The organism is Nostoc sp., from assembly GCF_036916735.1.
Classification (GTDB): domain Bacteria; phylum Cyanobacteriota; class Cyanobacteriia; order Cyanobacteriales; family Nostocaceae; genus Nostoc.
In genome coordinates this window covers 1-23406 of the sequence record NZ_JBALFV010000047.1, presented here as the reverse complement: position 1 = coordinate 23406, position 23406 = coordinate 1, and the positions used below count along the sequence as shown (strand labels likewise).

The following is a 23406-nucleotide window of genomic DNA, read 5'->3' as shown; positions in this document are numbered from 1 at the left end:
AACTTGTTAAAACCTGTAGGTAAATTTGCTTTAGAGAAGTTAAGGAAGTTATTACTATGCCTAACAAAATTCAAGAACAAGCTAAAGATTTGCTAGAGAAACTAGTATCATCTGTACATGGATTAGTCGATGATATTACAGCTTTAGAAGTAAATACGATGGTTGTGGAGCAAATTACTGGCGCAAAGTTTAATGCTTGGCAGGCGTATGAAGAGATTTATTCCATAAATGACAAAGACTACTTTGATGTCAAAGGAATTCCAAATCCAGACGATTTACCAGAACCAGAAAAAACTCAAGCTCAAGAGCTACGCGAACGCTATACAAGTCTATTTTCGCAACTTGAAAGAGAATATTTTTACATTCTCCTTGAACAAAGTAATGATACTAGTGAGACAGACCCCAGGATAATACAGTATCAGCAACGTCTTAAATATCAGGTGGAACATAAAGCAAATATTGTTCCAACTGATGAGGAATACATAAAATTAGCTCGACCAATATTGCCTGCTCCAACTCCTGTTGGAGATCAAGAAGATAATAATCAAAAAAGTTTGCGCCAAAGGTGGCAAGAGATTGAAGAACTTTTGAATAATGATAAATTTATTCGTACCCTGCGGAAAATGTCTGAACTTAAAGCTGCACTTAATAGTGGTGAGATTACCAGTGTAAATATTGATATTATTTATGCTCAAACTGTTATGCAGTTAGATGGAGATATTATCAGCCGTTACCATAAAAAGGTATTTGAATTACCTGAAGGAGATAGAGATTTAATCCTAAAAATACATAATGAAGGGATAGTCGCTGGAGAAAAACAGTGGCGTGGAACACTAGATTTTCTGATTAATATTATACAAAATATTGCAAAATTATCCCGAAATGAACGCGTATAAAACATACACAGATTTTCAAGCTGATGTTCAACTATCTTTCTTTCTGCAAATCCCTGAAGGTACTCCTATTGAACTTGAAATTAAAGTTGATTCTGGACAGTATACTTTTTATTTAAATCAAGCAATTTTAAAACAAATTGAGCAAGCAAGAGAAATAGGCTGCTCTTTGTACATTCCGCCAAAATTACTAGCTTATCTTTGGTACTACAACTGCTTTAATGATAAGATTTGCTTTAGTAATAATATGCAATATAATCAATTAGTAATTAATAAAAAAAAGTTTCAAATTTTTGATAATACTTTTATAGTTAATTTTATTAAATTATTATTGAGTAAAGCATTACAAAATAAATCGAGATTACAGTATGGACTTACTTTTAATTCTTATTATAAAAAAGATGCATCAGCTTTATATTTTTGGCAAGAACAGGATATTGTCTTACAAAGCAATGTTTTATTTTATGGCGACATAATTCACAAAATCAGGAGTGATTTTATCCAAGTTCCTGAGTGCTTAAATATTGTTTATGTGCATTATTGGCTTATTGAACAAATACTAAGCTGTCTTCGGACTAAATTAAATCTATTAGCTTGGGAACTAGCTTCGCTATTTCCTGCTGGTTTTGCAGTTTGCAATCTCTATCCAGCAAATTGGATGCTATTAATATTTGCTTGGTTAGGATTAACTATATTATTTGCTACTAGCCGCTATGTACTTGTTAATCAACTTCAAAGGGGTACTTCTATCAACTCTAAATTTATAAATAGGTTGATATGGGCGCTGATTTGTCTCATCCCTAGCGTTGTTGCTGGTGCTACTAAAGTTAATGTCTTATTATTACCACTTTCCCTTATCGCCCCAAAACTTGCAGAGTACATTTTAAGTTTGATCGGGCCACGAGTTTGGAAATTTATCATACGTAGGTTCCTCTCGTTATGAGTATTCATAACTCTTTATTTAATAACTGCCAACATTGCCCAGCGATCGCCCAATCTTCTTGAGTATGAATAACTAATACCCGTACTGCTGAATCGGGTGTGGCAATATCCTCATCAACAGCCTGCTGCTGATTTTTTTCAAGGTCTATTTTTAATCCCAAAAAACCAAAAGCTTCACAGGCGGCTTGGCGAATATCCGGGGAATGTTCACCCACCCCTGCTGTAAACACTAAAGCATCTAATCCGCCCAAACTGGCAAGCATTGCACCGATACCAGAACATAGGCGATGTACGTAGATATCCCACGCCAATTGAGCGCGGGAATTACCTTGAGCAATCGCTTCTCTTACCTCACGCATATCGCTAGATACACCCGAAATTCCCTTTAACCCAGAAGCTTTATTTAAGATATGATCTAACTTTTCGACAGAGTAATTGCAGTAACGCAACAGATAAATCAGAATTCCTGGATCAACTGAACCAGAACGACTACCCATCATTAATCCTTCTAGGGGGGTGAATCCCATTGTAGTATCAATACTGCGACCGTTTTTAATCGCTGCCAAAGAGCAGCCATTGCCCAGATGACAGGTAATTAACCGCTCAGGGGGAACATCTCGGTTGAGAATTTGGGCAGCACGTTGAGAACAGTATTGGTGACTGATACCATGAAACCCATAGCGACGGATTCCTTGCTCTACCCACTCATAAGGGCCGGGATAGATTGCTGCTGCATCGGGTAGAGTGGCATGAAATCCGGTATCAAATACTGCTACTTGGGTGACATCTTTTAAGATTTTTTCAATTGCTTCTATACCTGACAAAGCAGCTGGATTATGTGCTGGAGCTAGGTTAGATAGACGAGCGATCGCCTTTTTAACATCCTCCGTAATTACCACACTATCTCGATAATCTTCTCCACCATGTACTATCCGATGCCCCACTACATCAATTTCTGACAACTGATCAATTACTTTGGTAGCACCTTCACTAAGTGTATGAAGCATATAAGTGAGGTGTGCCTGTGGGGAATCACCAGAGATGGATTCTTGCAGTGTTGCACCCGTACTAGTTTTTACTTCAATTTCTGCCACACCCTGATCTTGAGTCCAGTTAATTTTCCCGAACCAAATGGGTTGGGCTGCTTGGGTGGAGAAAGCCTCATCTGCAATATCATACAGACAACTCTTTTGGCTGCTCGATCCGGCATTCAGCACCAATATCTTCATATAACAACATAAAAACATGACCACCTTTGATCATGTCACTAAGTGTAGCCTCATGCTTCTAGCCTATAGGCATAATATGCAGCAAAGGTGCGCTTCCATCGCTAAAATTTTGTTGAATTATTTTCAAAGCGATCGCACTTTAGATGCGCTTTTGCTGAAAAATATTGTAAGTGTGAGTAGTTTTTACAAAAATTAGAGCTTATGTTTGACCATCTATCCTTTGGGGTGAGTAGTTTAGAACGCAGTCTAGCATTCTATGATGCTGTACTTGCGCCATTAGGTATCAAGCGCCTGTTTAATTTGCCTGACATTGCTGCTTATGGTGCTGGTATTTACCCTATGTTTTGGATTGGGAATCGCCGAGAGTTTACCCATGAGGTATCCAAGGGCTTTCATCTGGCATTTGCGGCTGATAATCGCCCTGCGGTAGATGCTTTTTATCAACAAGCGATCGCCTTGGGTGCTAAGGACGATGGCGAACCTGGATTACGTCCAAATTACCACCCCAATTATTATGCTGCTTTTGTGATTGATCCTGACGGGTATCGCATAGAAGCCGTTTGTCATCAATCAGCTTAATTAGTCCTTAGTCATTAGTTATTTTCCCTCTACTTCTCATCCCTTGATTCCCTAGTCCGGCAAACCATCTACCTGCATCAAATCCAATTCCCGTTCAAATATTTCATCAATTGGCAACATTTGACCATCAACAGTCATAAATTTATGGTCTTTTGTTGCCCGAATCAATGAACCATCTTCCAAACAATACTCAAACACCTCTTGTTGTCCGCGATCGTGCCACTGTGCTACAGGTTGCGTGTAAATATTTCCATTATTATCAACGCTGTATATAGTACATTCAATGCCTTTTTCTACAATCTCTCCAATCGGCAACAATCCATATTCTACTGTTAATATTTCCGTGTCATAGCTTAAACAATATTCAGCAAACTTTAACATTTGCTCAAATAATTCATCCGCAACTTTTTTCTGAACACCGTTTTTCGCTGCACCATCCACGAATTTTTCTCGCTGCTTTTGCATCTCAGAAACTTTCTTTTTACCCATTGCCCGACGCAGCAAGTCAGCTTGTCCTAAAGAATATCCTGCCATATCTTGAGCAATTTTCATGATTTGCTCTTGATAAACCATAATTCCATAGGTTTCGTCTAATATTGGTTCCAGAACGGTGTGTTGATAATCAATATTTTCTCGACCATGTTTACGGTTAATAAATTTAGGAATCAGTCCTGCATCTAATGGCCCCGGTCGATAAAGTGCCAAAATTGAAGAAATATCTTCTATATTTGAAGGCTTCAAATCTCGCACTATCTGACGCATTCCAGAAGATTCTAATTGAAATATTCCTTCTAATTCACCTGCTTCTAATAGCTCATAGGTTTTTTGAACATCTTTTGGTAAATTACTATGTTCACCTTTAGCTAATATCTTCTGCGCTTTTCTTTCCTGGTGAGTTATTTCATCAGGATCAACACGATATCCTTTAGTTTCTTGAATTAAATCAAGGGTTTTTTGAATTAGCGTCAGGTTGCGTAAACCAAGAAAATCCATTTTTAACAAACCCATTGATTCTAGGTCTTCCATGAAATACTGGGTAATCACCGAACCGTCATTATTTTTCTGTAGAGGGACAATTTCATCAAGTGGATCGGCAGAAATTACCACACCTGCTGCATGAACACCAAAAGTTTTGTTAGTTCCTTCAATTCGCATCGCCATATCAAGCCAATGGCGAACATGGGGTTCTTTCTCATATTTTTGTTTAAACTCTGGTTCTGGAGTTTGATCGGAAATCATCACCTTAAGTTTTGTTGGTTTCCCCCGCACCACAGGAATTAATTTCGCCATTTTGTCAGCTTCTCCATAAGGAATATTTAATACTCTGGCGACATCTTTCAAAACTGCTTTAGAAGTTAAGCGGTTAAAAGTAATAATTTGGGCAACTCTATCTGCACCATATTTCTCAGTTACATATTCAATAACTTTATCCCGTTGCTCAATACAGAAATCTGTATCAATATCAGGCATGGATTTCCGTTCTGGATTTAAGAAACGTTCAAACAGTAGCCCATGATGCACAGGGTCAATGTTGGTAATTCGCATTGCATAAGCAACTAATGAACCAGCCGCAGAACCCCGACCTGGGCCTACAGGAATGTTATTATCTCTAGCAAATTTGATGTAGTCCCATACAACTAAAAAGTATTTGGAAAAACCCATCTGCTGAATCATTTTTAGTTCGTATTCCAATCTTTCTTTATAGACAGAATCAACTTCATGACGAGATTTGCGATTTAACCGTTCTAAAAGTCCACTCCATGCAACATCTTCAGCGTAAGTGTCAGCAGTATGACCGGAGGGAATGGGAGGTGTAGGAATCTGAGGCTCACCCATAATATGGTAAGGCTCAACTTTATCAGCGACTTCTTCAGTAGTAGCTACAGCTTCGATAATCACATCATCTGGTAAATGGTCACGAAATAGCTGCTGCATCTCTTCACTAGATTTAAGATACTCTGTACCGCTATAACGCATCCGCTTATCTTCAATAATTAGCTTACCAGTTTGAATACATAGCAAAGCATCGTGGGCTTCAACGTCAAAACAAGAAATAAAATGCGAATCATTGGTAGCAACAATTTTAATCCCTAGTTCCCGCGCAATTTTGACAATTTCAACATTCACAATCCGGTCTTCTTGAGAACCGTGGTCTTGAATTTCTAGATAATAATCATCACCGAATACATCTTTATACCACTGAGCAATTTTCCGGGCTACATCTGGTCTATTACTGAGAATCGCTTGGGGAATTTCTCCACCTAAACAAGCACTGGTGACAATCAAGCCTTGATGATATTCTTTTAATAAATCTTTATTAATACAAGGACGAGAAAAAATTCCTTTACCTTGAACACCTTTGAGATGAGAAATAGTAGTTAATTTGACTAAATTTTTGTAACCTTTGGTATTTTTAGCTAAAACGACTTGATGATATTTGGGACGGCGTTCTTGCTTCTCGATATCGCCGTTAATTACATACATTTCATTGCCGATAATCGGCTTAATATTGTGACTACGGCAGATTTTGAGCAGTTCAACAGCTCCATACATAACACCATGATCGGTAAGGGCGATCGCTTTCATCCCCAGTGCGATCGCTTGATCCACCAACTCTGGGAGCTGACTTGCTCCATCAAGTAGACTGTAGTCACTGTGAATATGTAAAGGGACAAAGGACATAAGCATCTCCAACCACAAGCCAAGATATCTCTAGGGGCCTACCTAGTGGTGTACCCTTTTGAGCTAGGTTTTGCAAAGCAACGGAATCTTAGATTAACAGTTTTTATCTAAAATTAAAGCTGTTATTTTCCGAAATTATCACTGTCATCAGTGTTGTTTTAATAGTTACAGCAATTAATCAGCATCCAACTAATGATTCAAACAGAGAGTACTACTTCGCCTAAAACCAAAGCTAGCCCTTGGTGGCAGCGTATCCCTCTCACATTGCAAATTCTCATCGCCCTAGTAGCAGCAGTTAGCGTTGGAATTGCCCTTGGTGCGGGGAATCCCAATCCCAGTAATGCCACTTTAATCAACAATTTAGCAATTCCGGCACAGTTGGTGCTAAAGGCTCTCCGCGCCCTAGCTACGCCCCTGATTTTGGTAGCGGTGCTGCACACCTTAATGACTACGAATATCCCCGGTACAGCCGGACGGCAGTTAGCAGTGCTACTTTTAACTAATACTACTGTAGCTATTTTAGTCGGGCTTCTGGTAGCAAATGTGCTGCGTCCGGGGACTTGGGGTAATGTAGCCACCTCAACAACTACAGAAATAACTACTCAGAGTCTTGATCCTTGGGGAATACTCAAAGATGCTGTACCGGAAGCTGTCCTGAAGCCATTAGTTGATAATAATGTCATTCAACTAATTGTGATTGCCCTAAGTTTTGGCATCGTTCTGCGGGCATTAAAATCTGAACAAATTGCTCAAAGCAAGAATGGATATCAGCCGATAGAGGATGTCATCGGAATTTTATTTGAAGCAGTAGTCCGCATCCTCAACTGGGTAATTGCCTTAGTGCCGTTCGCAGTCTTTGGAATTGTTGCTAAAACCATTGCTATGCAAGGATTTGCACCGTTTAAATCTTTGGGTGCATTTATCGTATCGGTGCTGTTAGCACTGTTATTACAGGCGTGCTACTACCTGATCAGAGTAAAATTTGGTTCTTGGGTACACCCGCTAAAATTCCTCGCTGGCGGTTCTGATGCCTTTTTGACAGCTTTCTCAACTTCTTCCTCTGCGGCAGCAATGCCTGTAACCTTTGAAGTTTTGCAAACAAAAGTTGGTTTAAGAGAATCTTCTGCTGCCTTGGGGGCATTAGTAGGGGCAAATTTCAATAATGATGGTACTGCCCTCTATGAAGCAATGTCTGCGTTGTATATTTCCCAACTAATTGGGCAACATTTGAGTCTGGGGCAGCAGTTAATTGTCATCCTTACCTCGATTTTTGCATCCGTTGGTGCGGCGAATATTCCCAATGCTGGACTGGTAACGATGACACTAGTGTTTACTTCTGTAGGCTTACCTACCCAATACATTGCTTTGCTAGTTACTATCGACTGGTTTCTGGATCGCTGCCGCACTGCGATTAATGTTATGGGAGATATGACTGTCAGTGCTTTACTTGATGGCAAAAAGCCTCGTTCTTTAGACAAAGCTTAGTTTTACAGCTTTTGAGGTATCTAATGCTGTTGAGGCCCTTTGGCATCACATTCTTTAGCCCAGCAGCGTTCTAAAAGTCGAAGACGCCAGATCAATGCAAAGCGTTGAGGATTCAATACTAATTTAATATCCTGACTAAATAAAGGCTGATTCAGATAGTGCCAAAGGGGAAATTGAATTTTGGTGTGTTTTGGAGTCATAAGAACAACAAATATTATAAAAGTTTAGTGGTGAGAGTTGGGATTTTGTTTAACAATTGCCTGATCTGTTTTTCTAGTTAAAGGCTACACTGCGTTTTTGCAGTTGTCCTGGTGGCAATTGCGGAATTTCAGTAAGTCAATTTATGTTGTTTCCGCTTTAATACTGAAATTGCACACACCATTTTTCTGATTCCCCATCCTGTGACTAAAAAGGCAGGGGAGCAGGAAGCGGAAGGCAAAGGGCAGGATTTTAAAATTTCCCAGCAATAGAGGGTTTCAGAGCAAATAAATTTATTTATGGGGTTCTTCCTCCTGCCTCCTTTCCTCTTATTTGACAAGTCATACCATTTCACAACATTCCTGGTACAGCGTTGGTAAAAGCGTATAAATCTACGTCTCTACACTCGATTTATCTGTTACAAAGATTTTTAGAAGCGATCGCATTGCCATCCAGAATCTTAACTCGGTAGCTTGTTAAAAAATCGGTTAGTGTAGCGTTGAGGTGTCGAATTATAGCTGATAAAAGACTTGTAATTTCTGTTACTAACTGTGAATTGATAGTCAATTTGGTCAAAAGGCTAGTTTTATAATAACTATTGATTTTAAAGGGGAGCAAAGTCTTGCTTCCCTTAATATTAAAGAATTGTGAAATTAGCGACAGTGAGTGTTGTGGTACTAATGTTGGTTAGCGTTGCCAAGATTTTATCAGTAGCAGTCACTATGATGTTGTTACCAGTGAAACTTAGTTGATTGAAGGTCAGACCATCAGACAAGCCAATCAAATCGTTACACTTGCAGAAGTCGGTAATAATATCACTACCTTTTCCAGCAGCGAAGACAAATTTATCCTTGCCATTACCACCCGTGAGGATATCGCTACCAAGACCACCACACAAGAGGTCGTTACCATTGCCGCCATTAAGGGTGTCTTTGCCACTACCACCGTAAAGTTGATCTTTACCATTGCTGCCATTGAGGTAGTCATTACCAGGAGTGCCGTGGAGGACATCATTGCCGTTGCCACCATAAAGGCGATCGCCTACTTGGACAGTAACCTTTGCAGTGCTGGTGAGTTGGCGATCGCTGATGGTGTAGTTAAAGCTAGCCGCACCACTAAATCCACAAGTTGGGGTAAATACAATAAAGTCATCTGCTGAGTTATTGGGAGTGCCGTTATTTTTCAGCACCGCAGTACCGTTGGTTGCAGCGCTGACACCAGTGATGCTGAGGTTGGTGCTATCGATGTCAGTATCATTAGCCAACAGGGTATTTGCTTGAATGCTCACAGCAGTATTTTTGGCAGCCGTAACAGTATCATTCACGGCAACTGGTGCATCATTAACTGGCTTGACGTTTAATTTAAAAGTACCATCAATAGTGCCGCCATTACCGTCAGTGACAGTGTAGTTGAAACTGTCAGCGCCGTTGTAGTTGGCGTTGGGGGTGTAGATGAAGTAGTCATCACTAGCATTTCCAACAGTACCATTGTCGTTGAAGGTGAGTGTACCGTTGGCAGGGTTGGTGATGCCACTGATATTTAGAGTATCGCTATCAATGTCTGAATATCTCCTAAGAATGGTGCTGGCAAGGATGTTAACGGCAGTATCTTCTTGGGTGCTAAGTATAGTTGGAAAGCCGAAGATAACGTAGCCTTCTCCGTCGTTTTGATCTGCGTTGCGGCTGTTTTGACTTGGTGCCCCGATAATCACGTCGTCGATGCCGTCACCGTTGATGTCTCCGGCATTGCTAACGGAGCGCCCTGATAGGTCATTTATATTAATGCCGTTGATCGCAAAGCCGTTGCTGCCATCCAGGGACGAGAGGTCAAAGCTAGCTCCAAAGCCACTGCTGCTGCCAAACACTACGTAGCTTTCCCCAGCATAGAACTTGCTGCCGACCCCGACGCCAGCTAATGGTACTCCAATAATCACGTCGTCGATGCCGTCACCGTTGAAATCTCCAGCACTGCTAACTGAGATGCCTAGTTCATTCCCATTGATTGCGAAGCCGTTGCTACCGTCTAAGGACGAAAGGTTAAGAACCGAACCAAAGCCACTGCTCTTGCCAAACACTACGTAGGCATTCCCAGGAGGACCAGCGTTATAATCGAAACCGTAGCGGGAACCGTTTGCCCCGATAATCAAGTCATCAATGCCATCACCGTTAAAGTCTCCGGCACTGCTGACAGAGGCTCCTAAGGAGTCATATGGATTAATGCCGTTGATCGCGAAGCCATTGCTGCCGTCGAGGGATGAGAGATTGAGGCTAGCTCCAAAGCCACTGCTCTTGCCAAACACAACGTAACTCTCCCCAGCAAGGGATTTGCCGTTGGGGTCGGCACCTGATGCGCCGATAATCAGGTCATCAATGCCGTCACCGTTGATGTCCCCGGCACTGCTGACAGACGTGCCTGAGAAGTCATCTGTATCAATGCCGTTGATCGCAAAGCCGTTGCTGGCGTCTAGGGATGAGAGGTCAAAGCTGGCGCCAAAGCCACTGCCCCTGCCAAACACTACGTAGCTTTCCCCAGCACGGGATTTGCCGTTGGGGTCGGCACCTGATGCGCTGATAATCAGGTCATCAATGCCGTCACCGTTGATGTCCCCGGCACTGCTGACAGAGGCTCCTAAGAAGTCATCTGTATCAATACCGTTGATCGCAAAGCCGTTGCTGCCGTCTAGGGATGAGAGGTCAAAGCTGGCGCCAAAGCCACTGCCCCTGCCAAACACTACGTAGCTTGCCCCAGCATATTGCTGACCGTTGGGGTCGGCACCTGATGCGCCGATAATCAGGTCATCAATGCCGTCACCGTTGATGTCCCCGGCACTGCTGACGGTGGAGCCTGAGAATTCATCTCTATCAATGCCATTGATCGCAAAGCCGTTGCTGCCGTCTAGGGAAGAGAGGTCAAGGCTGGCGCCAAAGCCACTGCTGCTGCCAAACACTACGTAGCTTACCCCAGCACTAAATTTGCCGTTGGCGTCGGCATCTGGTGCTCCGATAATCAGGTCGTCAAAGCCGTCACCGTTGATGTCTCCGGCATTGCTAACGGACTCGCCTAAGCTGTCATATGGATAATAAGATTGAATGGGAGATTTGAGCACGAAGCCGTTGCTGCCATTGAGGTCAGAGAGGTTGAAATTAGAAACAATTTTGGGTGCGTCATTAACTCCATTGATGGTCAGGTTAACGCTAGCTGTACTGGTGAAGCTGCCATCCCTGATTGTATAGTTAAAGCTGTCGCTGCCTGTTTCACCCACACCCAAAGTTTCAAATTTAGCGTTGGGGTCGTAGGTGAAAGTGCCATCAGCATTGAGAGTCAGTAAAGCACCGGAACTCAAGGTAATAGGAGTGCCAACATTCACCTCATTAAAACTAATAGAAGTGCCAACATTTACCTTATTACCATTGACATTTGTCACCCTTAAGCGGCTGCTATCCGGGCCGGTGTCATTGGCTAAGACCGAAATGTTAACGGCAGTGGCTTCGTTAGTGGTAGCCGTGTCGGTAACTGCTACTGGAAATTGATTAGGAGCTGTAGTCGTCGCAAAGCCAAAAATGAAGTATCTCTCCCTAGAGGGTTGCACGCGTGAGTCAAAACTTGCCCCGATACTCAAGTCGTCAAAGCCATCGTCGTTGATGTCTCCTGCACTGCTGACGGAGTAGCCTGATCGGTCATCCCGATCAATGCCGTTAAGCACCAAGCCGTTGCTGCTGTTGAGGTCGGAGAGGTTGAGCCTACCTTCAAAGCCATTGCTGCTGCCAAACACCACGTAGCTCTTTCCAGCGTTGTATTTGTTGGTGTCAGCAAAAGGTGCCCCGATAATCAGGTCGTCGAAGCCGTCGCCGTTGAAGTCTCCGGCACTGCTGATAGACCTGCCTGAGTTGTCATCCTCATAAATGCCGTTAATCACAAAGCCGTTGCTGCCGTTGAGGTCGGAGAGGTTGAGGCTACCTCCAAAGCCATTGCTGCTGCCAAACACCACGTAGCTCTCTCCAGCGTTGGGTTTGCCGTAGGGGTCGGCATCTGGTGCTCCGATAATTAGGTCGTCGAAGCCGTCGCCGTTGAAGTCTCCGGCACTGCTGACGCTGGTATCACCTCTATCAATGCCGTTAATCACAAAGCCGTTGCTGCCGTTGAGGTCGGAGAGATTGAGGCTAGCTCCAAAGGCGCTACTCTTGCCAAACACTACGTAGCTCTTTCCAACAGGCACGGCACCTGATGCTCCGATAATTAGGTCGTCGATGCCGTCACCGTTGAAGTCTCCGGCACTGCTGACGCTGGAGCCTGAGAAGTCATCTGTATCAATGCCGTTAATCACAAAGCCGTTGCTGCCATTAAGGTTGGAGAGATTGAGGCTAGCTCCAAAGCCGCTGCTCTTGCCAAACACCACGTAGCTCTCCCCAGCACCGTATTTGCTGTTATGGGTGGCAAGTGGTGCTCCGATAATTAAGTCGTCGATGCCGTCGCCGTTGAAGTCTCCGGCACTGCTGACGCTGGAGCCTGATCGGTCATCTGGATCAATGCCGTTAATCACAAAGCCGTTGCTGCCGTTGAGGTCGGAGAGATTGAGGCTAGCTCCAAAGCCGTTGCTCTTGCCAAACACCACGTAGCTCTCCCCAGCATAGTACTTGCTGTTGGGGCTGGCAAGTGGTACTCCGATAATTAAGTCGTCGATGCCGTCACCGTTGATGTCTCCGGCACTGCTGACGGTGGAGCGTGAGAAGTCAATTTTATCAATGCCGTTAATTACAAAGCCGTTGTTACCGTTAATGTCAGATAGGTTGAAGTTAGCTCCAAAGCCACTGCTACTACCAAACACTACGTTGTATTTGGCAGCACTGCCGTTGTCTTTACTTGCCCCGATAATTAGGTCTTCCATGCCGTCGCCGTTGAAGTCTCCAGCACTGCTATCGGAGATGCCCACGAAAGACCCAACGATCGCAAAACCATTGTTACCATTAAGGTTAGAAAGGTTGAAAACTGCTGAATTAGGTGCCATTATTGTTGATTCCTCTTACAATTGTGAATTTTGAATTACTTCTCATCCCACCGTTACTACCCGCCGAATTTCGTCGCTGCGAAACCCGATCGCCATTGGACGACGTACCCCCAAAAGCGCTACCACGTCATATAATTCCAGCACCACCCCTTCTATTCGCAAGGAATGGACAATATCGCCGCTTCTCAGGTCAATCACTAGTAACCCACAACGAGGCTCGACGTTTTTCTGTTGCAATTTCTCGTCTAGGGGCAAACCGCTAAAGGTCTTGTTATGCCTGGGTTGGGAAATTCCCACTACTGCAAAGTTGCCATAAAATGTACAACCGCGAAGATATCCCGGACAGAAGGCGACTGACTCAAATACTCCCCGCTTTAAGTCGGCAAAGCCAAACTCTCCCGCGCCTGAGTTGAGCAGCCAAAGTTTTTCCTGATGCCATCGCGGGGAGTGGGGCATAGACAGCCCCTGCAACACAATTTCATTGCTTTCTACGTCAATGACACAGCCGCCATTTGCCCGATGCTCCCGCCAGCCTTCTGCTACATCTGACTGGCTGACAGCGGTGACGTATTTAGGTTTTCCTTGCTGCATTGCCAACCCATTCAAGTGACATCTATCTTCCGCCGCTAGCTTGCTGATAAAGGTTGGCTGCCATAGGGGAACGAAACTGTGGGTTTCGCTGACTGTTCCCAAACAGCTAAATAAGGTATTGACAAATACTAATTTTTGTGGATTTAAATCTTTTTCTTCTACTCTACTCAAAGCGATGTCGTGAATATCCAAATCTCCCGTCACATAACTCATCTGGGGCAAATAAAGAGCATCGTAGCCTTGGTGGTTTTGTCCGGGTTGGATGATATTTTCAAATCGCCACAGTTGATACAGGGAACTCATATAGAGGCTGTTGCCATTGGCATACAAACCCATGCACCGCTCAAAGCTACGTTCAAATACAGATAATTTGCCGTTTGGTTGCAAGCCGATGAAGAATAACTTCCCCGCTTGATAGGTAGTGAAGGACAAACTCAGGTTTTGCTCATACAACCAAGGGGTAAACTGACGAGAAGCGTTGATTTCTAGAGATGGTTTGTTAATGTTGCTGTCATTGGGATTCACTTAGTTTTGACTCCTTGATAACTCTGGTGTTCGATTGGTAATAATTATTGCCGCAGGGCAGGATGCTCTTACTCTTAAACGTAAACTAGGCAATACACCAGCAACAGCAGTTCCGTCATCTGCTTTGAGCGATCGCACTCAACACATTTCGTAGTTAGTGGTTGCTCATTTCAGAAATCTACCAGAGTATTATCGGAGTCTTTTTAAAACAATAAGTGGTTTTGTAATATAAAAGTATATCGTGTGTAATCTCAAACTTCAAACTTCCAATATCTGTCTAAAGATAGATAGCTTGGTACAACTTTGCGTAAAATCGTAACGTTTTTAATGCAAGGGGACGCATTGGCATTGTCAGCCGATGCATTGGCATTGTCAGTCAATGCATTGGCATTGTCAGTTGATGCATTGGCATTGTCAGCCGATGTATTGGCATTGTCAGTTGATGCATTGGCATTGCAGGGTACTGCCAAATTTAATTCGCTACAAATTAATGAAATGCTGTACTTAGTCAATAACTAAAATTCTCTTGGACGGACTCTGCATCTTGACAAAAAAATGAGATGGACATCTTGTCCATCCCACAATAAAAAAGAGAATTTTTGTGATAAAACGCTTTGCCTTGCTTATATTTAAGCTAAAGCGCTTACCCTAAGTTAAATGTCTCACTATTTAATAATGAGTCCCGGTTTTGCGATGGTTAATGGCAGTCACAGCATCAGGCTTGAGTAATTTACCTTCATCCACAGTTGCATACACAACCCAATGGTCGCCACATTCCAAACGTTGGTTGACTGAGCATTCTAAATATGCTAAGGCGTCAGTGAAAACAGTACAGCCGTTATCTGCAACTGCTGTACTAAAGTTGGCAAATCGGTCTTCTCCAGGCGCGAAAGATTTACGGAAATGCTTCATGTAATCTTGATGATTGCCTTCAGGTAAAATATTTAAGGCAAACTTACCGCCTGGATACATCAAAGATTCGATCGCTCGGTCTTTAGCGATCGCCACAGTTAGTCCAGGTGGGTTGAAGGTGGCTTGAGAAACCCAAGCGCCTAACATTGCGGTAGACACTTCTCCAAGTTTCGCTGTCACCACGCAGACGGAACCAACGATCCGACCAACAGCCTGTTCCATTGGAGTAGCGGCTTGTTGGGGTACGCGTACCTTTTTAGCCTTTTTCAATGCTTGGGCAAAGTCTGTACCAAGTTCTTCACAAAACTTGAGAGTGACATCATCAGGTTTAAATTTGACCTTTAGGGTGTCAAAGCCAAAGCGATATCCAGCATCTCGAAGTTTACCTTCAATTAAGTCAAAGGCTTCACCACTCCAGCCATAAGAACCAAAAACCCCAGCGAGTTTGCTGTTGTCACCGCTTGATAGCACAATTCCTAAAGCAGTATGAATGGGAGTTGGCGCATGACCACCGATGGTAGGAGAACCAATGATAAAACCTTCTGACTGTGCGAGGTTGATACGAATTTCATCAGGGGTAGCAAATTCGCAGTTAATCGATTTGACTGCAACTCCACCTTTAGTTAGTCCCAGAGCAATCGCTTGTGCTAAAGTCGCCGTATTGCCGTAAGCTGAAGCATAAAGTAAGGCAACAGAAATCTCGCGATCGTTGTGAGAACGACTCCACTCTGCATAAGCTTTAGTGAGTTCGATTAAGCTGGTGCGTACTAAAGGCCCATGACCCACAGCATACATTCTCACCTGCAAATCTGATATTTTCTCTAAAGCTGCTTGCACATGAGGAATTTGGGGAGCCATCAAGCAGTTAAAATAGTAACGCTGATCTTCTTTAAGCGCTTCCCAGTTATCATCAAACACTTCATCACCACAGAGATGAGTTGCAAATAACTTATCTGTGTAAAGAATTTGGGTTTGCTGATCATAGGTACAAAGTCCTTCCGGCCAACGTGGACTGGGAGTGGGTAAGAATTTTAAAACATGACCCTTGCCTAAATCCAGAGTTTCTTTCCCCCGCATCACCAAGACATTTAAATCTTGCTCTAAGAAAGCAGCACGCAAGTTGTTCGCACCGGGAAGAGAACAGACAAAAGTTACCTGTGGTGCCAATTCTAAAATTGCTTTGAGGGTTGCAACTCGATTGGGACTAAAATGACCCAGGATTATATAATCCAAACTTTGTAAATCTAAAGTCTGGCGCAATGCCTCTAAATAAATTTCGGTAAAGCTTTCTGGCGGTGGATCGATAAGTGCGATTTTATCAGCTTCAATTAAATAGCAATTGGAGGTAGTACCTCTTTCAAGTGCATATTCAATTTCAAACCGTAGACGTGACCAACTACGTGCTATAATCGCATTAGTATTTGTAGCAATTGGTAAAACTTGTACGTCGCGTGGCTTGGAATTGGTCATAGCTGTTGGAAATAGGTTACAGAGAACAGGGAATAGGGAACAGGGGATAGGGAATAGAGAACAGGAAACAGGGGATAGTTTTCTTTTCTGTCCCCTGTCACCTGTCACCTCTTCCTTCTTTCTTAGTAGTAATTACCTACTTTGCGATGGCGAACGGCTGTCAATCCATCATTTTTGGAGACACGACCTTCTTGGACAGTGCAATATAAAATCCAGTGGTCGCTGCATTCCATGCTGCTCTGGATTTCACATTCCATGTATGCCAGAGCATCAGTTAGAATTGGGGAACCGTTTTTCGCTGTTTGAGTTTTTACCCCAGCAAAGCGGTCAGCACCGGGATGCAAGCGCTTGAGGAAGTGTTTCTTGAGTTCTTGATAATTGCCTTCTTCCAAAACGTTGAGGACGAAGCGATCGCCTACTTGCATTAAGGAATCAATGGCGCGGTCTTTAGCAACAGCAATTGTCAATCCTAAGGGTTGCAAACTCGCTTGTGTTACCCAGGATGCCAACATTGCGCTTGAGGCATTATCTTTTTTGGTAGTGACTATATACAGTCCACTACTAATCCGACCTAATGCCTTTTCCATGTTGACATCAAGAGACTTGATTTGCTTGATGTTGCGATCGCGCACCAGCAATTGTCCGATGTCTTTACCCGCTTCTTCACACAACTGGAATGTAGATGCGGTGGGAGCCTCTTTAATCCTAATGGGTGGGAAAGCTTCTTTGATGCCAGAGTCAAGAAATTGTCTGCGGAGTGTATCAATGGGTTCATCATCCCCACCGTAACATTCAAACAGCCCAATCAATTGCTTGTTCTTGGCGACAGCTAGCACCGAACTGATACCAGCTTGGGCGGCGGCGGAGGTAGTCGGGGGCATACCAATAATGATGCCAGATGCTCTCCCGGCTAGTTCTTGAATTTCTTGGCTCTGGGCAGTACTTAGATCCAGTACTTCTACCCCAATGCCAGTTTTCAGTATACCTTCAGCAATTGCGTGACCAAGACGTTCGCCATATCCATATTCTGAGACAAAAAACAAGCCGACGGTGGTTTCTGCTGTAGCTTGTTTTTGGCTCCAATTTTCGTAGCACCCAGTTAAAACATCTAGATGGTGGTGTAATAATGGCCCGTGACCGTTGGCAATAATATTAATCTTCCCTAGTTCACCCATCCGCTTCATTGCATTCAGCAGCGAACGAGCATTTGGGCCCATTAAGCAGTCGTAGTAAAATCTAAAGTCTGCTTCAATCGCTTCTAAATCTTCGTCGAAGGTGCGATCATCACAAAAATGCATCCCAAAAGCATCACAAGTGTAGAGAATTTGGGTTTTGCGGTCAAAGCTAAAGATTGTATCTGGCCAGTGCAGGTTAGGCGCACTCACGAATTCCATTTCGTGTCCCTTACCTATATTTATGCGATCGCCAGTTTTTACAACCCTCTTCGAGAAAGGATCGTGGACTAAGCCTTCCAAAAACTGAAGCGCAACTTTTGAAGCTAAGACAGTAGCTCTAGGAGCTAACTGAAGAACATCTTCTACTAAGCCGCTATGGTCTGGTTCTGTATGACTAACAATTATGTAATCAATTGTTTTGGGGTTGACAAGACCTTTTAGAGTCTCTAAATACAGATCGCGAAACTTCTGGTGAGAAGTATCTATCAAAACTGTTTGTTCACCCCTAATTAGATATGAATTGTAGGTTGTGCCGTTTTGCAATCCGAATTCGATATCGAAGCGATCGCGGTCCCAATCAAGAGAGCGAATCGCCGTTGTGTTAGGGGCAATTTCTACAGTTTGTATAGTTAGCCGATGTTGAACGTTCTCTGCGTGGGCCTTGCCGGTCGTAGACATCGCTACCATTATTCGTCTCCGAGCGCAAATTAACAGGTTTTTCTTCTGCCTCCATTGTCCCTATTATTTTTTGTTTAAGTTGTAATGAATATCAATTTTTGAAAAATTTAAGTTGTATCAATTATTGCTTTTTTTTCATAAAAACTATAAATCAAATAAATTAATAATTATTAATTTATTCTTCAAATTTTACTGAGTATTTGATTTTGCTATTTATTTTATTTTATTCTAATTCAAAAATATTCGTATTTATTATATTAAAAATTATAATCTAGCCAAATTTTTTATTATAACCTTTTTTTATTAGGTATGAATACTAAGTAAATCGCAGGGTTCACAAATATATTTTTTAATTTTGGTATAAAATATTGATATGTTGCAAAATGAGGTATTAAGACAATAGCTTTAAATGCCGATTATCAAAAGTTACTTTTTTAAGACTCTCTATTATGTATTAAGTAGGAAAAGTAGGAAAGGTAGGAAAAGTAGGAAAGGTAGGAAAAGTAAGATAAACTTCACCTTTCAGCCTGCATCAAGTAATTTGTTAGCACTGTTTTTTCTAATGTATATAGAATAGATTTTTGTCTCAACCAAAATATACTCATGGAAAATATAAACTTTATGTAAAGTGGAGAAAACAAATATTTTTATGGAGATAACCAAGGCAAATTTCCAGAGCCGAGTAGTAGAAAAAGGAACTAGGCTTGTATACCTTTTTCTGGGCATTCAAATTTAAAATAACGTAAAAATCATTTTTAAAGTTTCGATAAATCTCCCTAACCATAGGAGTGATCTAAGAAATTTAATGATACAGTCCTTTATTATGGACTTTAAACATTAATCAGGACAATATCAATCAATTATTGTCATAGCTGAAATCTCTAGCTTCGAGCTATCTAACAAATTTGCTTGTGCAGTTAATGATGTCATTTATGATGTACTTAACTTTTTATAAAAATTCATTCTCGATGATAAATTGCAAACTTTAATAGTGTTCTCGAGCTAATACTTCTCGCGTAGCAGCCTTTTAAACGCTGATATCCTTAATGCTTGTAATTCAACTGCTTTTACAGTGTGCTATTAAATACGTAGGTGATTAAGTATATAGGCGTAAGTAGACATAAAAAATGGCAAAAATTGACTGTGTAAAAGGTTATTGTTTATGGGATGCCGATTAAAAGTCTTTCTAACTGACGAACAAAAGCTGACTTTAGAAGAGTTAAGAAAAGCCAAAGATGTTCCTCAACGTACTAAGGATCGTGCTCAAGTTTTACTGCTAAATACTCGCGGCTTAAAGAATGAGCAAATTGCTAAAGGCTTAAACTGGGCGATTTCAACAGTGCGTCAAACCCTTCATCGTTGGGAAAAGATGGGTTTAGCAGGTTTGTGGGATGCTCCAGGTCGAGGAGGAAAACCCCGATATTCGGAATCAGACTTGGCTTATCTAGAAAATTGTTTAGCTCAAGAGTCACAAACTTATAACTCTAAACAATTAGCAAATAAACTGGCATCTGAGCGTCAAGTCAACTTGAGCGCAGATCGGTTACGACGGGTACTTAAAAAAAGAGGAAAAAGGTTTGGAAGCGCACGCAAACAACCTCAAGAACAGAATAATTAACTTAAATCAATATTCAGACCAATACGCTTAGGTTAAAGTTAAAACTCTTTGTGAAAGTCAATTTTTTTAACGTAGACGTTGCATTGGCTTGTCGCAGGCTACCGCAGAGGCGTAGAGAAGCGAGTGCGCCCTTGCAGTTCCCCCGACTTGTTCGCTTTTAGCGTTCCTGCTCTTTAGCAACTGGCGTAACATAGAGACAAGGAAGAAATGCTTAACTCAATTGTATTGATATTCAGATGTTCTCTATCAGACGCGCAAGGGACGTGGACTTGCTAGCGTAGCCAGGGCAAACGCATCTAAGTATTAAGAGCCAGGATCTGAGTGTAATTCAGCGAAACCTTAATCAGACATGACTTTTAGGAAATTAAAGATGACTTTTAATAATGATAATCATCATGAGGTTGAGTTAGAGGCAGCCGACGGCTGCCTGTCAAAGAACATGGTATTCTAACAGTTGCTGTCGAAGCTTTTCATCAAAATAATTACAGAAATTTCAAACGGTTAAGCCAGATGTGGATCACTCCCGTCCAGCCCACTCGGACGAAGTCGGCCCTACCGTTGCCGCCGATATCGACGAACTGCACGTCATGAGGCGGCACGTTCTTGTCGGTGGCGATATTGCCGATGTCACGGAGCTTCAAGTAGGTCGGCCGGTTGTTGAAGGAGAATCCTTGGTTGATCCACGCGTTCGCGCCTCCCTTCGCAGTGATGAGAATCAGGTCAGCCCGCCCGTCACCATTGAGGTCAGCCCACCGTCGCTCGCGGGGCTCGCTTCCCGACCGCGGGACCAACTGACCGAACGGGCTCCATGCGAAGTAACGCCCGTTGGAACCATGCCGTGTAACCTGGATCCACACTCGCGTCGCGCCGTAGCGATCAGTAATCAGGTAGTCCGGAAGTCCGTCGCCATCGATGTCCTGTAGGTCGATGCGACTGTCGGCAGGTATGATTCCCGTACCATCGACATCGACCTTGTTCGTGATCTTCTTCCTGCAGATCTTCTCCCCCACGGGTTTGGCCTCGTCCCAGATGCTCACCGTCATGTGACCCAAGAGGTCAACCGTGACGCAGTCAGTGTGACCATCATGGTCGATGTCAGCGAACCGCAGCTGATTGCCGACAAGACCGGGTCTGGACGCGGCGCGAGTCACGCCCTTCGCCCAGCCGGTCCAGCCAGTACTTGTGCGGCCACTGTTCCAGTAAAAAGTCCAGCTCTGATCAGGCTTGACGACGAACAGCTCCGGCAAGTGGTCACCATTAACATCGCCCCACCGATACGAGTTCCCTTGCCCGAAGCCGTTCTTGAATGACACGCCGTGGTCCTCCCATCGCGGGTCCGTCGGGCTGCTGGATACAGCCGGGCAACCCGCAGGTAGCGCTCCCGGTGCCTGAGGTTCCTGCACCCAGTCGCTCGCGACCGCCTCCTGTGCACCCTCGAGGAAGGCTGCCGATATCTGGGCGTATCCATCGTCGGTGGGGTGGATGTGGTCGGGTCCGACCTGTTCGCGAGTGAGTCCGGCAGGCGAGAAGATGACATGCTTTCCGGCTGAGACCAAGCTGTCTACGACCCCAGGGATCGCTGCGTTGTAGGCAGCCGTGTTGGCGTCGAGTTCTGGGTGGGTGGCATCAGTGTTTGGCGGGATGTCGGAGACCAACACCGTGGCCCTGGGTGAGTCGGTCAGGATCTGATCGATCAGGTTGCGCAGACGCTGGGGCGCTGTCGACAGATCATGGTTCTGCTGAACGTCATTGGTACCCACAAGAAGGGTCACCAGATTGGGGTGGTAGTACGGCACAGCACACGACGCCACCTGCGCGACTTGATCGATCCGGAACCCCGGCCAGCCCTCATCATCCGGATCACCCCCCGAGCCGTTGTGTTTTCGACCGACGAAGTCGACGTTACCGCTCGTGAGATTGCCGTCCAGGGAGTCGGTTAGCGGATCGATCGACGACGAGGCGGTGGCGGACGTCGCCTCCCTCGAGCCTAGCCGCGAATTCGTGGCCGCCACGCCAGCCCTCGCTGTCGGTGGATCCATGAAGTGCCCGCTGCCCAGCTCATTGAAGAGGTCGAGCCGATAGCCACTGCCGTCGGAACTCCCGATCCCCTCAGTGATCGAGGCACCAAGCGGCATCAGCTTCAAGTCTAACGCGGTCTCCGGTTTGTCGTTCGGCCGGTTGCACGATCGGTTGTGGTCGGGAGGCACACCGGACGTCGAGAAAATCCATGCCGCAATCGAGTTGGTGCTCGTCGCAAACGCCACGTGCGGCCCGAGCGTAGTCGTCGTGGTGAACACGCCGCATAGCAGGCCCATGCTGAACACTCCAGAGCCGGAGTCACCTAAAGCCAACTCTCCGCTTACAGGATACATGAAGATATCAGCACCGCTAGGGATCGTCGGCGTTGTCTGAGTGATCGGGCGTGTGCCCCCCCTGTAATAAGCGATCTTCAAGAACGCCGATGGCACCTGGCTGAACTGGCTAGTGACACCCCACCCACCCGCAAACAGGTGCGATCCAACGAAAGCGTTGCCGATCCCCCACGAAACGGTTGGGCGATTCATGGACGCCACCAAGAGCTCGATCAGCGCAACATCCTTGTCCGGATGGAGGATGATCCTCGACGGTATGTGCAGGTCCCCGCTAGTCCGCTGTCGTTCGCCGAGGTAGAGAGTTGTGTTCGAGATTGTAGCCGCAGCACCCTGGGAGCCATTCAGGCAGTGTTTGGCCGTCAGCACCCAGTTCCGGCTGATCAGCGATCCGGTACACTTCAGGCCACCAGTAATGTCGATATAGACCTGAGCATTGGAGTTGACCCTGACCTCGGAGCCACCGATCACTGCCTCGGTAGGCGGAGAGGGCCCGACGGCACACAGCATCGCGGCGATGAGGGCGGTCAGGCTCATCGCGATGCGGGTCATGATCTTGAATTTGCGAGAAGACATGATGGTTAACTTTTGTACTAGCAATGTAATACACGGTAAAATCACTGTTTTTATGTTAACGTCATACCAATTTGCAATCATATGTAGTATTTCTCCCCTGCTTCCCCTGCTTCCCCTGCCTGGCAAAACTAATATTTTTGAACGCAACTCGGTATCACCACCAATCCCTAATCGCTTATCCTTCATCCCACACGCGTTGCTGTAAGCTTTGTCATGCTTACATTGCTGCCAGAACCTCTTATTAGTATATGTGTACTATATTTGGAGGCGTTCGCCCTGCTGGCGTAGCCTAAGAAAAGAAGAGGCTGCACTAATAAGTCGTATAGAATACATATTGAATTCTGACTGGAAATTATACCAATTAAATAAAAAATTAAACAGGTACGTAGTAGCGCGGCAAGCTTAATTTGCTGGGTTAGGGTAGAGAGAACGCAACTTGACTCTCGCATCCTGTGTTGTAAAGCGCCAGACTACGTAAG

General features: G+C 44.2%; 15 protein-coding genes. 6 read left to right on the top strand and 9 right to left on the bottom strand.

Features of this window, described 5'->3' with window-relative positions; translation table 11 throughout:
* Positions 1-56: 56 nt before the first annotated feature.
* Together V7L20_RS11425 and V7L20_RS11420 are read left to right on the top strand one after the other, a co-directional pair.
* Complete coding sequence (locus V7L20_RS11425; RefSeq protein ID WP_334744191.1) at positions 57-896, top strand: hypothetical protein; 840 nt, start codon at positions 57-59, stop codon at positions 894-896.
* Positions 883-1836, top strand: coding sequence for a hypothetical protein (locus V7L20_RS11420; protein WP_334744190.1), 954 nt, complete (start codon positions 883-885; stop codon positions 1834-1836). The genes V7L20_RS11425 and V7L20_RS11420 overlap by 14 nt, the downstream gene beginning before the upstream one ends.
* Positions 1837-1840: 4 nt before the next feature.
* On the opposite strand, the gene V7L20_RS11415 is transcribed toward V7L20_RS11420, so the two are convergent.
* A complete protein-coding gene (locus V7L20_RS11415) occupies positions 1841-3064 on the bottom strand; it encodes an acetate kinase (RefSeq protein WP_334744189.1) in 1224 nt (407 codons plus the stop codon).
* A 201-nt stretch (positions 3065-3265) separates the two neighbouring features.
* On the opposite strand from V7L20_RS11415, the gene V7L20_RS11410 reads away from it, so the two are divergent.
* Complete coding sequence (locus V7L20_RS11410; RefSeq protein WP_334744188.1) at positions 3266-3643, top strand: VOC family protein; 378 nt, start codon at positions 3266-3268, stop codon at positions 3641-3643.
* A gap of 51 nt (positions 3644-3694) precedes the next feature.
* Here V7L20_RS11410 and V7L20_RS11405 read toward each other — a convergent pair whose 3' ends face one another.
* A complete protein-coding gene (locus V7L20_RS11405) occupies positions 3695-6325 on the bottom strand; it encodes a DNA polymerase III subunit alpha (RefSeq protein WP_334744187.1) in 2631 nt (876 codons plus the stop codon).
* Positions 6326-6517: 192 nt separating this feature from the next.
* Between V7L20_RS11405 and V7L20_RS11400 the strand changes: the two genes are divergently transcribed.
* The gene (locus V7L20_RS11400; RefSeq protein ID WP_334744186.1) at positions 6518-7810 is read left to right on the top strand and encodes a dicarboxylate/amino acid:cation symporter; all 1293 of its coding nucleotides are present in this window, start codon (positions 6518-6520) and stop codon (positions 7808-7810) included.
* A gap of 20 nt (positions 7811-7830) precedes the next feature.
* Here V7L20_RS11400 and V7L20_RS11395 read toward each other — a convergent pair whose 3' ends face one another.
* The 4 genes from V7L20_RS11395 to V7L20_RS11380 form a co-directional block, all read right to left on the bottom strand.
* Positions 7831-8010 carry a hypothetical protein gene (locus tag V7L20_RS11395; RefSeq protein ID WP_334744185.1) on the bottom strand — a complete coding sequence of 60 codons (180 nt, stop codon included), beginning with the start codon at positions 8008-8010 and terminating at the stop codon, positions 7831-7833.
* Between the two features lie 409 nt (positions 8011-8419).
* Positions 8420-8584 (bottom strand): hypothetical protein, encoded by a 165-nt coding sequence (locus V7L20_RS11390; protein ID WP_334744184.1) that lies wholly within the window; start codon positions 8582-8584, stop codon positions 8420-8422.
* Between the two features lie 61 nt (positions 8585-8645).
* Positions 8646-13013 carry a beta strand repeat-containing protein gene (locus V7L20_RS11385; RefSeq protein ID WP_334744183.1) on the bottom strand — a complete coding sequence of 1456 codons (4368 nt, stop codon included), beginning with the start codon at positions 13011-13013 and terminating at the stop codon, positions 8646-8648.
* 42 nt (positions 13014-13055) lie between these two features.
* Positions 13056-14129, bottom strand: a complete 1074-nt coding sequence (locus V7L20_RS11380; RefSeq protein WP_334744182.1) for a TIGR03032 family protein — start codon at positions 14127-14129, stop codon at positions 13056-13058.
* A 327-nt stretch (positions 14130-14456) separates the two neighbouring features.
* Between V7L20_RS11380 and V7L20_RS11375 the strand changes: the two genes are divergently transcribed.
* Entirely contained in the window at positions 14457-14648 is a 192-nt protein-coding gene (locus tag V7L20_RS11375) for a hypothetical protein (protein ID WP_334744181.1), read from the top strand.
* 150 nt (positions 14649-14798) lie between these two features.
* On the opposite strand, the gene V7L20_RS11370 is transcribed toward V7L20_RS11375, so the two are convergent.
* On the bottom strand, positions 14799-16511 hold the full coding sequence (locus V7L20_RS11370) for a diflavin flavoprotein (protein ID WP_334744180.1): 1713 nt from the start codon (positions 16509-16511) through the stop codon (positions 14799-14801).
* A 122-nt stretch (positions 16512-16633) separates the two neighbouring features.
* On the bottom strand, positions 16634-18373 hold the full coding sequence (locus V7L20_RS11365) for a diflavin flavoprotein (RefSeq protein ID WP_334744179.1): 1740 nt from the start codon (positions 18371-18373) through the stop codon (positions 16634-16636).
* 1153 nt (positions 18374-19526) lie between these two features.
* Here V7L20_RS11365 and V7L20_RS11360 point away from each other — a divergent pair.
* Positions 19527-19982 carry a helix-turn-helix domain-containing protein gene (locus V7L20_RS11360; RefSeq protein ID WP_334744178.1) on the top strand — a complete coding sequence of 152 codons (456 nt, stop codon included), beginning with the start codon at positions 19527-19529 and terminating at the stop codon, positions 19980-19982.
* 482 nt (positions 19983-20464) lie between these two features.
* Here V7L20_RS11360 and V7L20_RS11355 read toward each other — a convergent pair whose 3' ends face one another.
* The gene (locus V7L20_RS11355; protein ID WP_334744177.1) at positions 20465-22927 is read right to left on the bottom strand and encodes an FG-GAP-like repeat-containing protein; all 2463 of its coding nucleotides are present in this window, start codon (positions 22925-22927) and stop codon (positions 20465-20467) included.
* Between the last annotated feature and the right edge of the window lie 479 nt (positions 22928-23406).

Excerpts from the sequence above, each read along its gene's own strand:
- V7L20_RS11425 (WP_334744191.1), top strand. The coding sequence starts at position 57 with ATGCCTAACAAAATTCAAGAACAAGCTAAAGATTTGCTAGAGAAACTA.
- V7L20_RS11420 (WP_334744190.1), top strand. The coding sequence starts at position 883 with ATGAACGCGTATAAAACATACACAGATTTTCAAGCTGATGTTCAACTA.
- V7L20_RS11415 (WP_334744189.1), bottom strand. The coding sequence starts at position 3,064 with ATGAAGATATTGGTGCTGAATGCCGGATCGAGCAGCCAAAAGAGTTGT.
- V7L20_RS11410 (WP_334744188.1), top strand. The coding sequence starts at position 3,266 with ATGTTTGACCATCTATCCTTTGGGGTGAGTAGTTTAGAACGCAGTCTA.
- V7L20_RS11405 (WP_334744187.1), bottom strand. The coding sequence starts at position 6,325 with ATGTCCTTTGTCCCTTTACATATTCACAGTGACTACAGTCTACTTGAT.
- V7L20_RS11400 (WP_334744186.1), top strand. The coding sequence starts at position 6,518 with ATGATTCAAACAGAGAGTACTACTTCGCCTAAAACCAAAGCTAGCCCT.
- V7L20_RS11395 (WP_334744185.1), bottom strand. The coding sequence starts at position 8,010 with ATGACTCCAAAACACACCAAAATTCAATTTCCCCTTTGGCACTATCTG.
- V7L20_RS11385 (WP_334744183.1), bottom strand. The coding sequence starts at position 13,013 with ATGGCACCTAATTCAGCAGTTTTCAACCTTTCTAACCTTAATGGTAAC.
- V7L20_RS11375 (WP_334744181.1), top strand. The coding sequence starts at position 14,457 with ATGCAAGGGGACGCATTGGCATTGTCAGCCGATGCATTGGCATTGTCA.
- V7L20_RS11370 (WP_334744180.1), bottom strand. The coding sequence starts at position 16,511 with ATGACCAATTCCAAGCCACGCGACGTACAAGTTTTACCAATTGCTACA.
- V7L20_RS11365 (WP_334744179.1), bottom strand. The coding sequence starts at position 18,373 with ATGGTAGCGATGTCTACGACCGGCAAGGCCCACGCAGAGAACGTTCAA.
- V7L20_RS11360 (WP_334744178.1), top strand. The coding sequence starts at position 19,527 with ATGGGATGCCGATTAAAAGTCTTTCTAACTGACGAACAAAAGCTGACT.
- V7L20_RS11355 (WP_334744177.1), bottom strand. The coding sequence starts at position 22,927 with ATGTCTTCTCGCAAATTCAAGATCATGACCCGCATCGCGATGAGCCTG.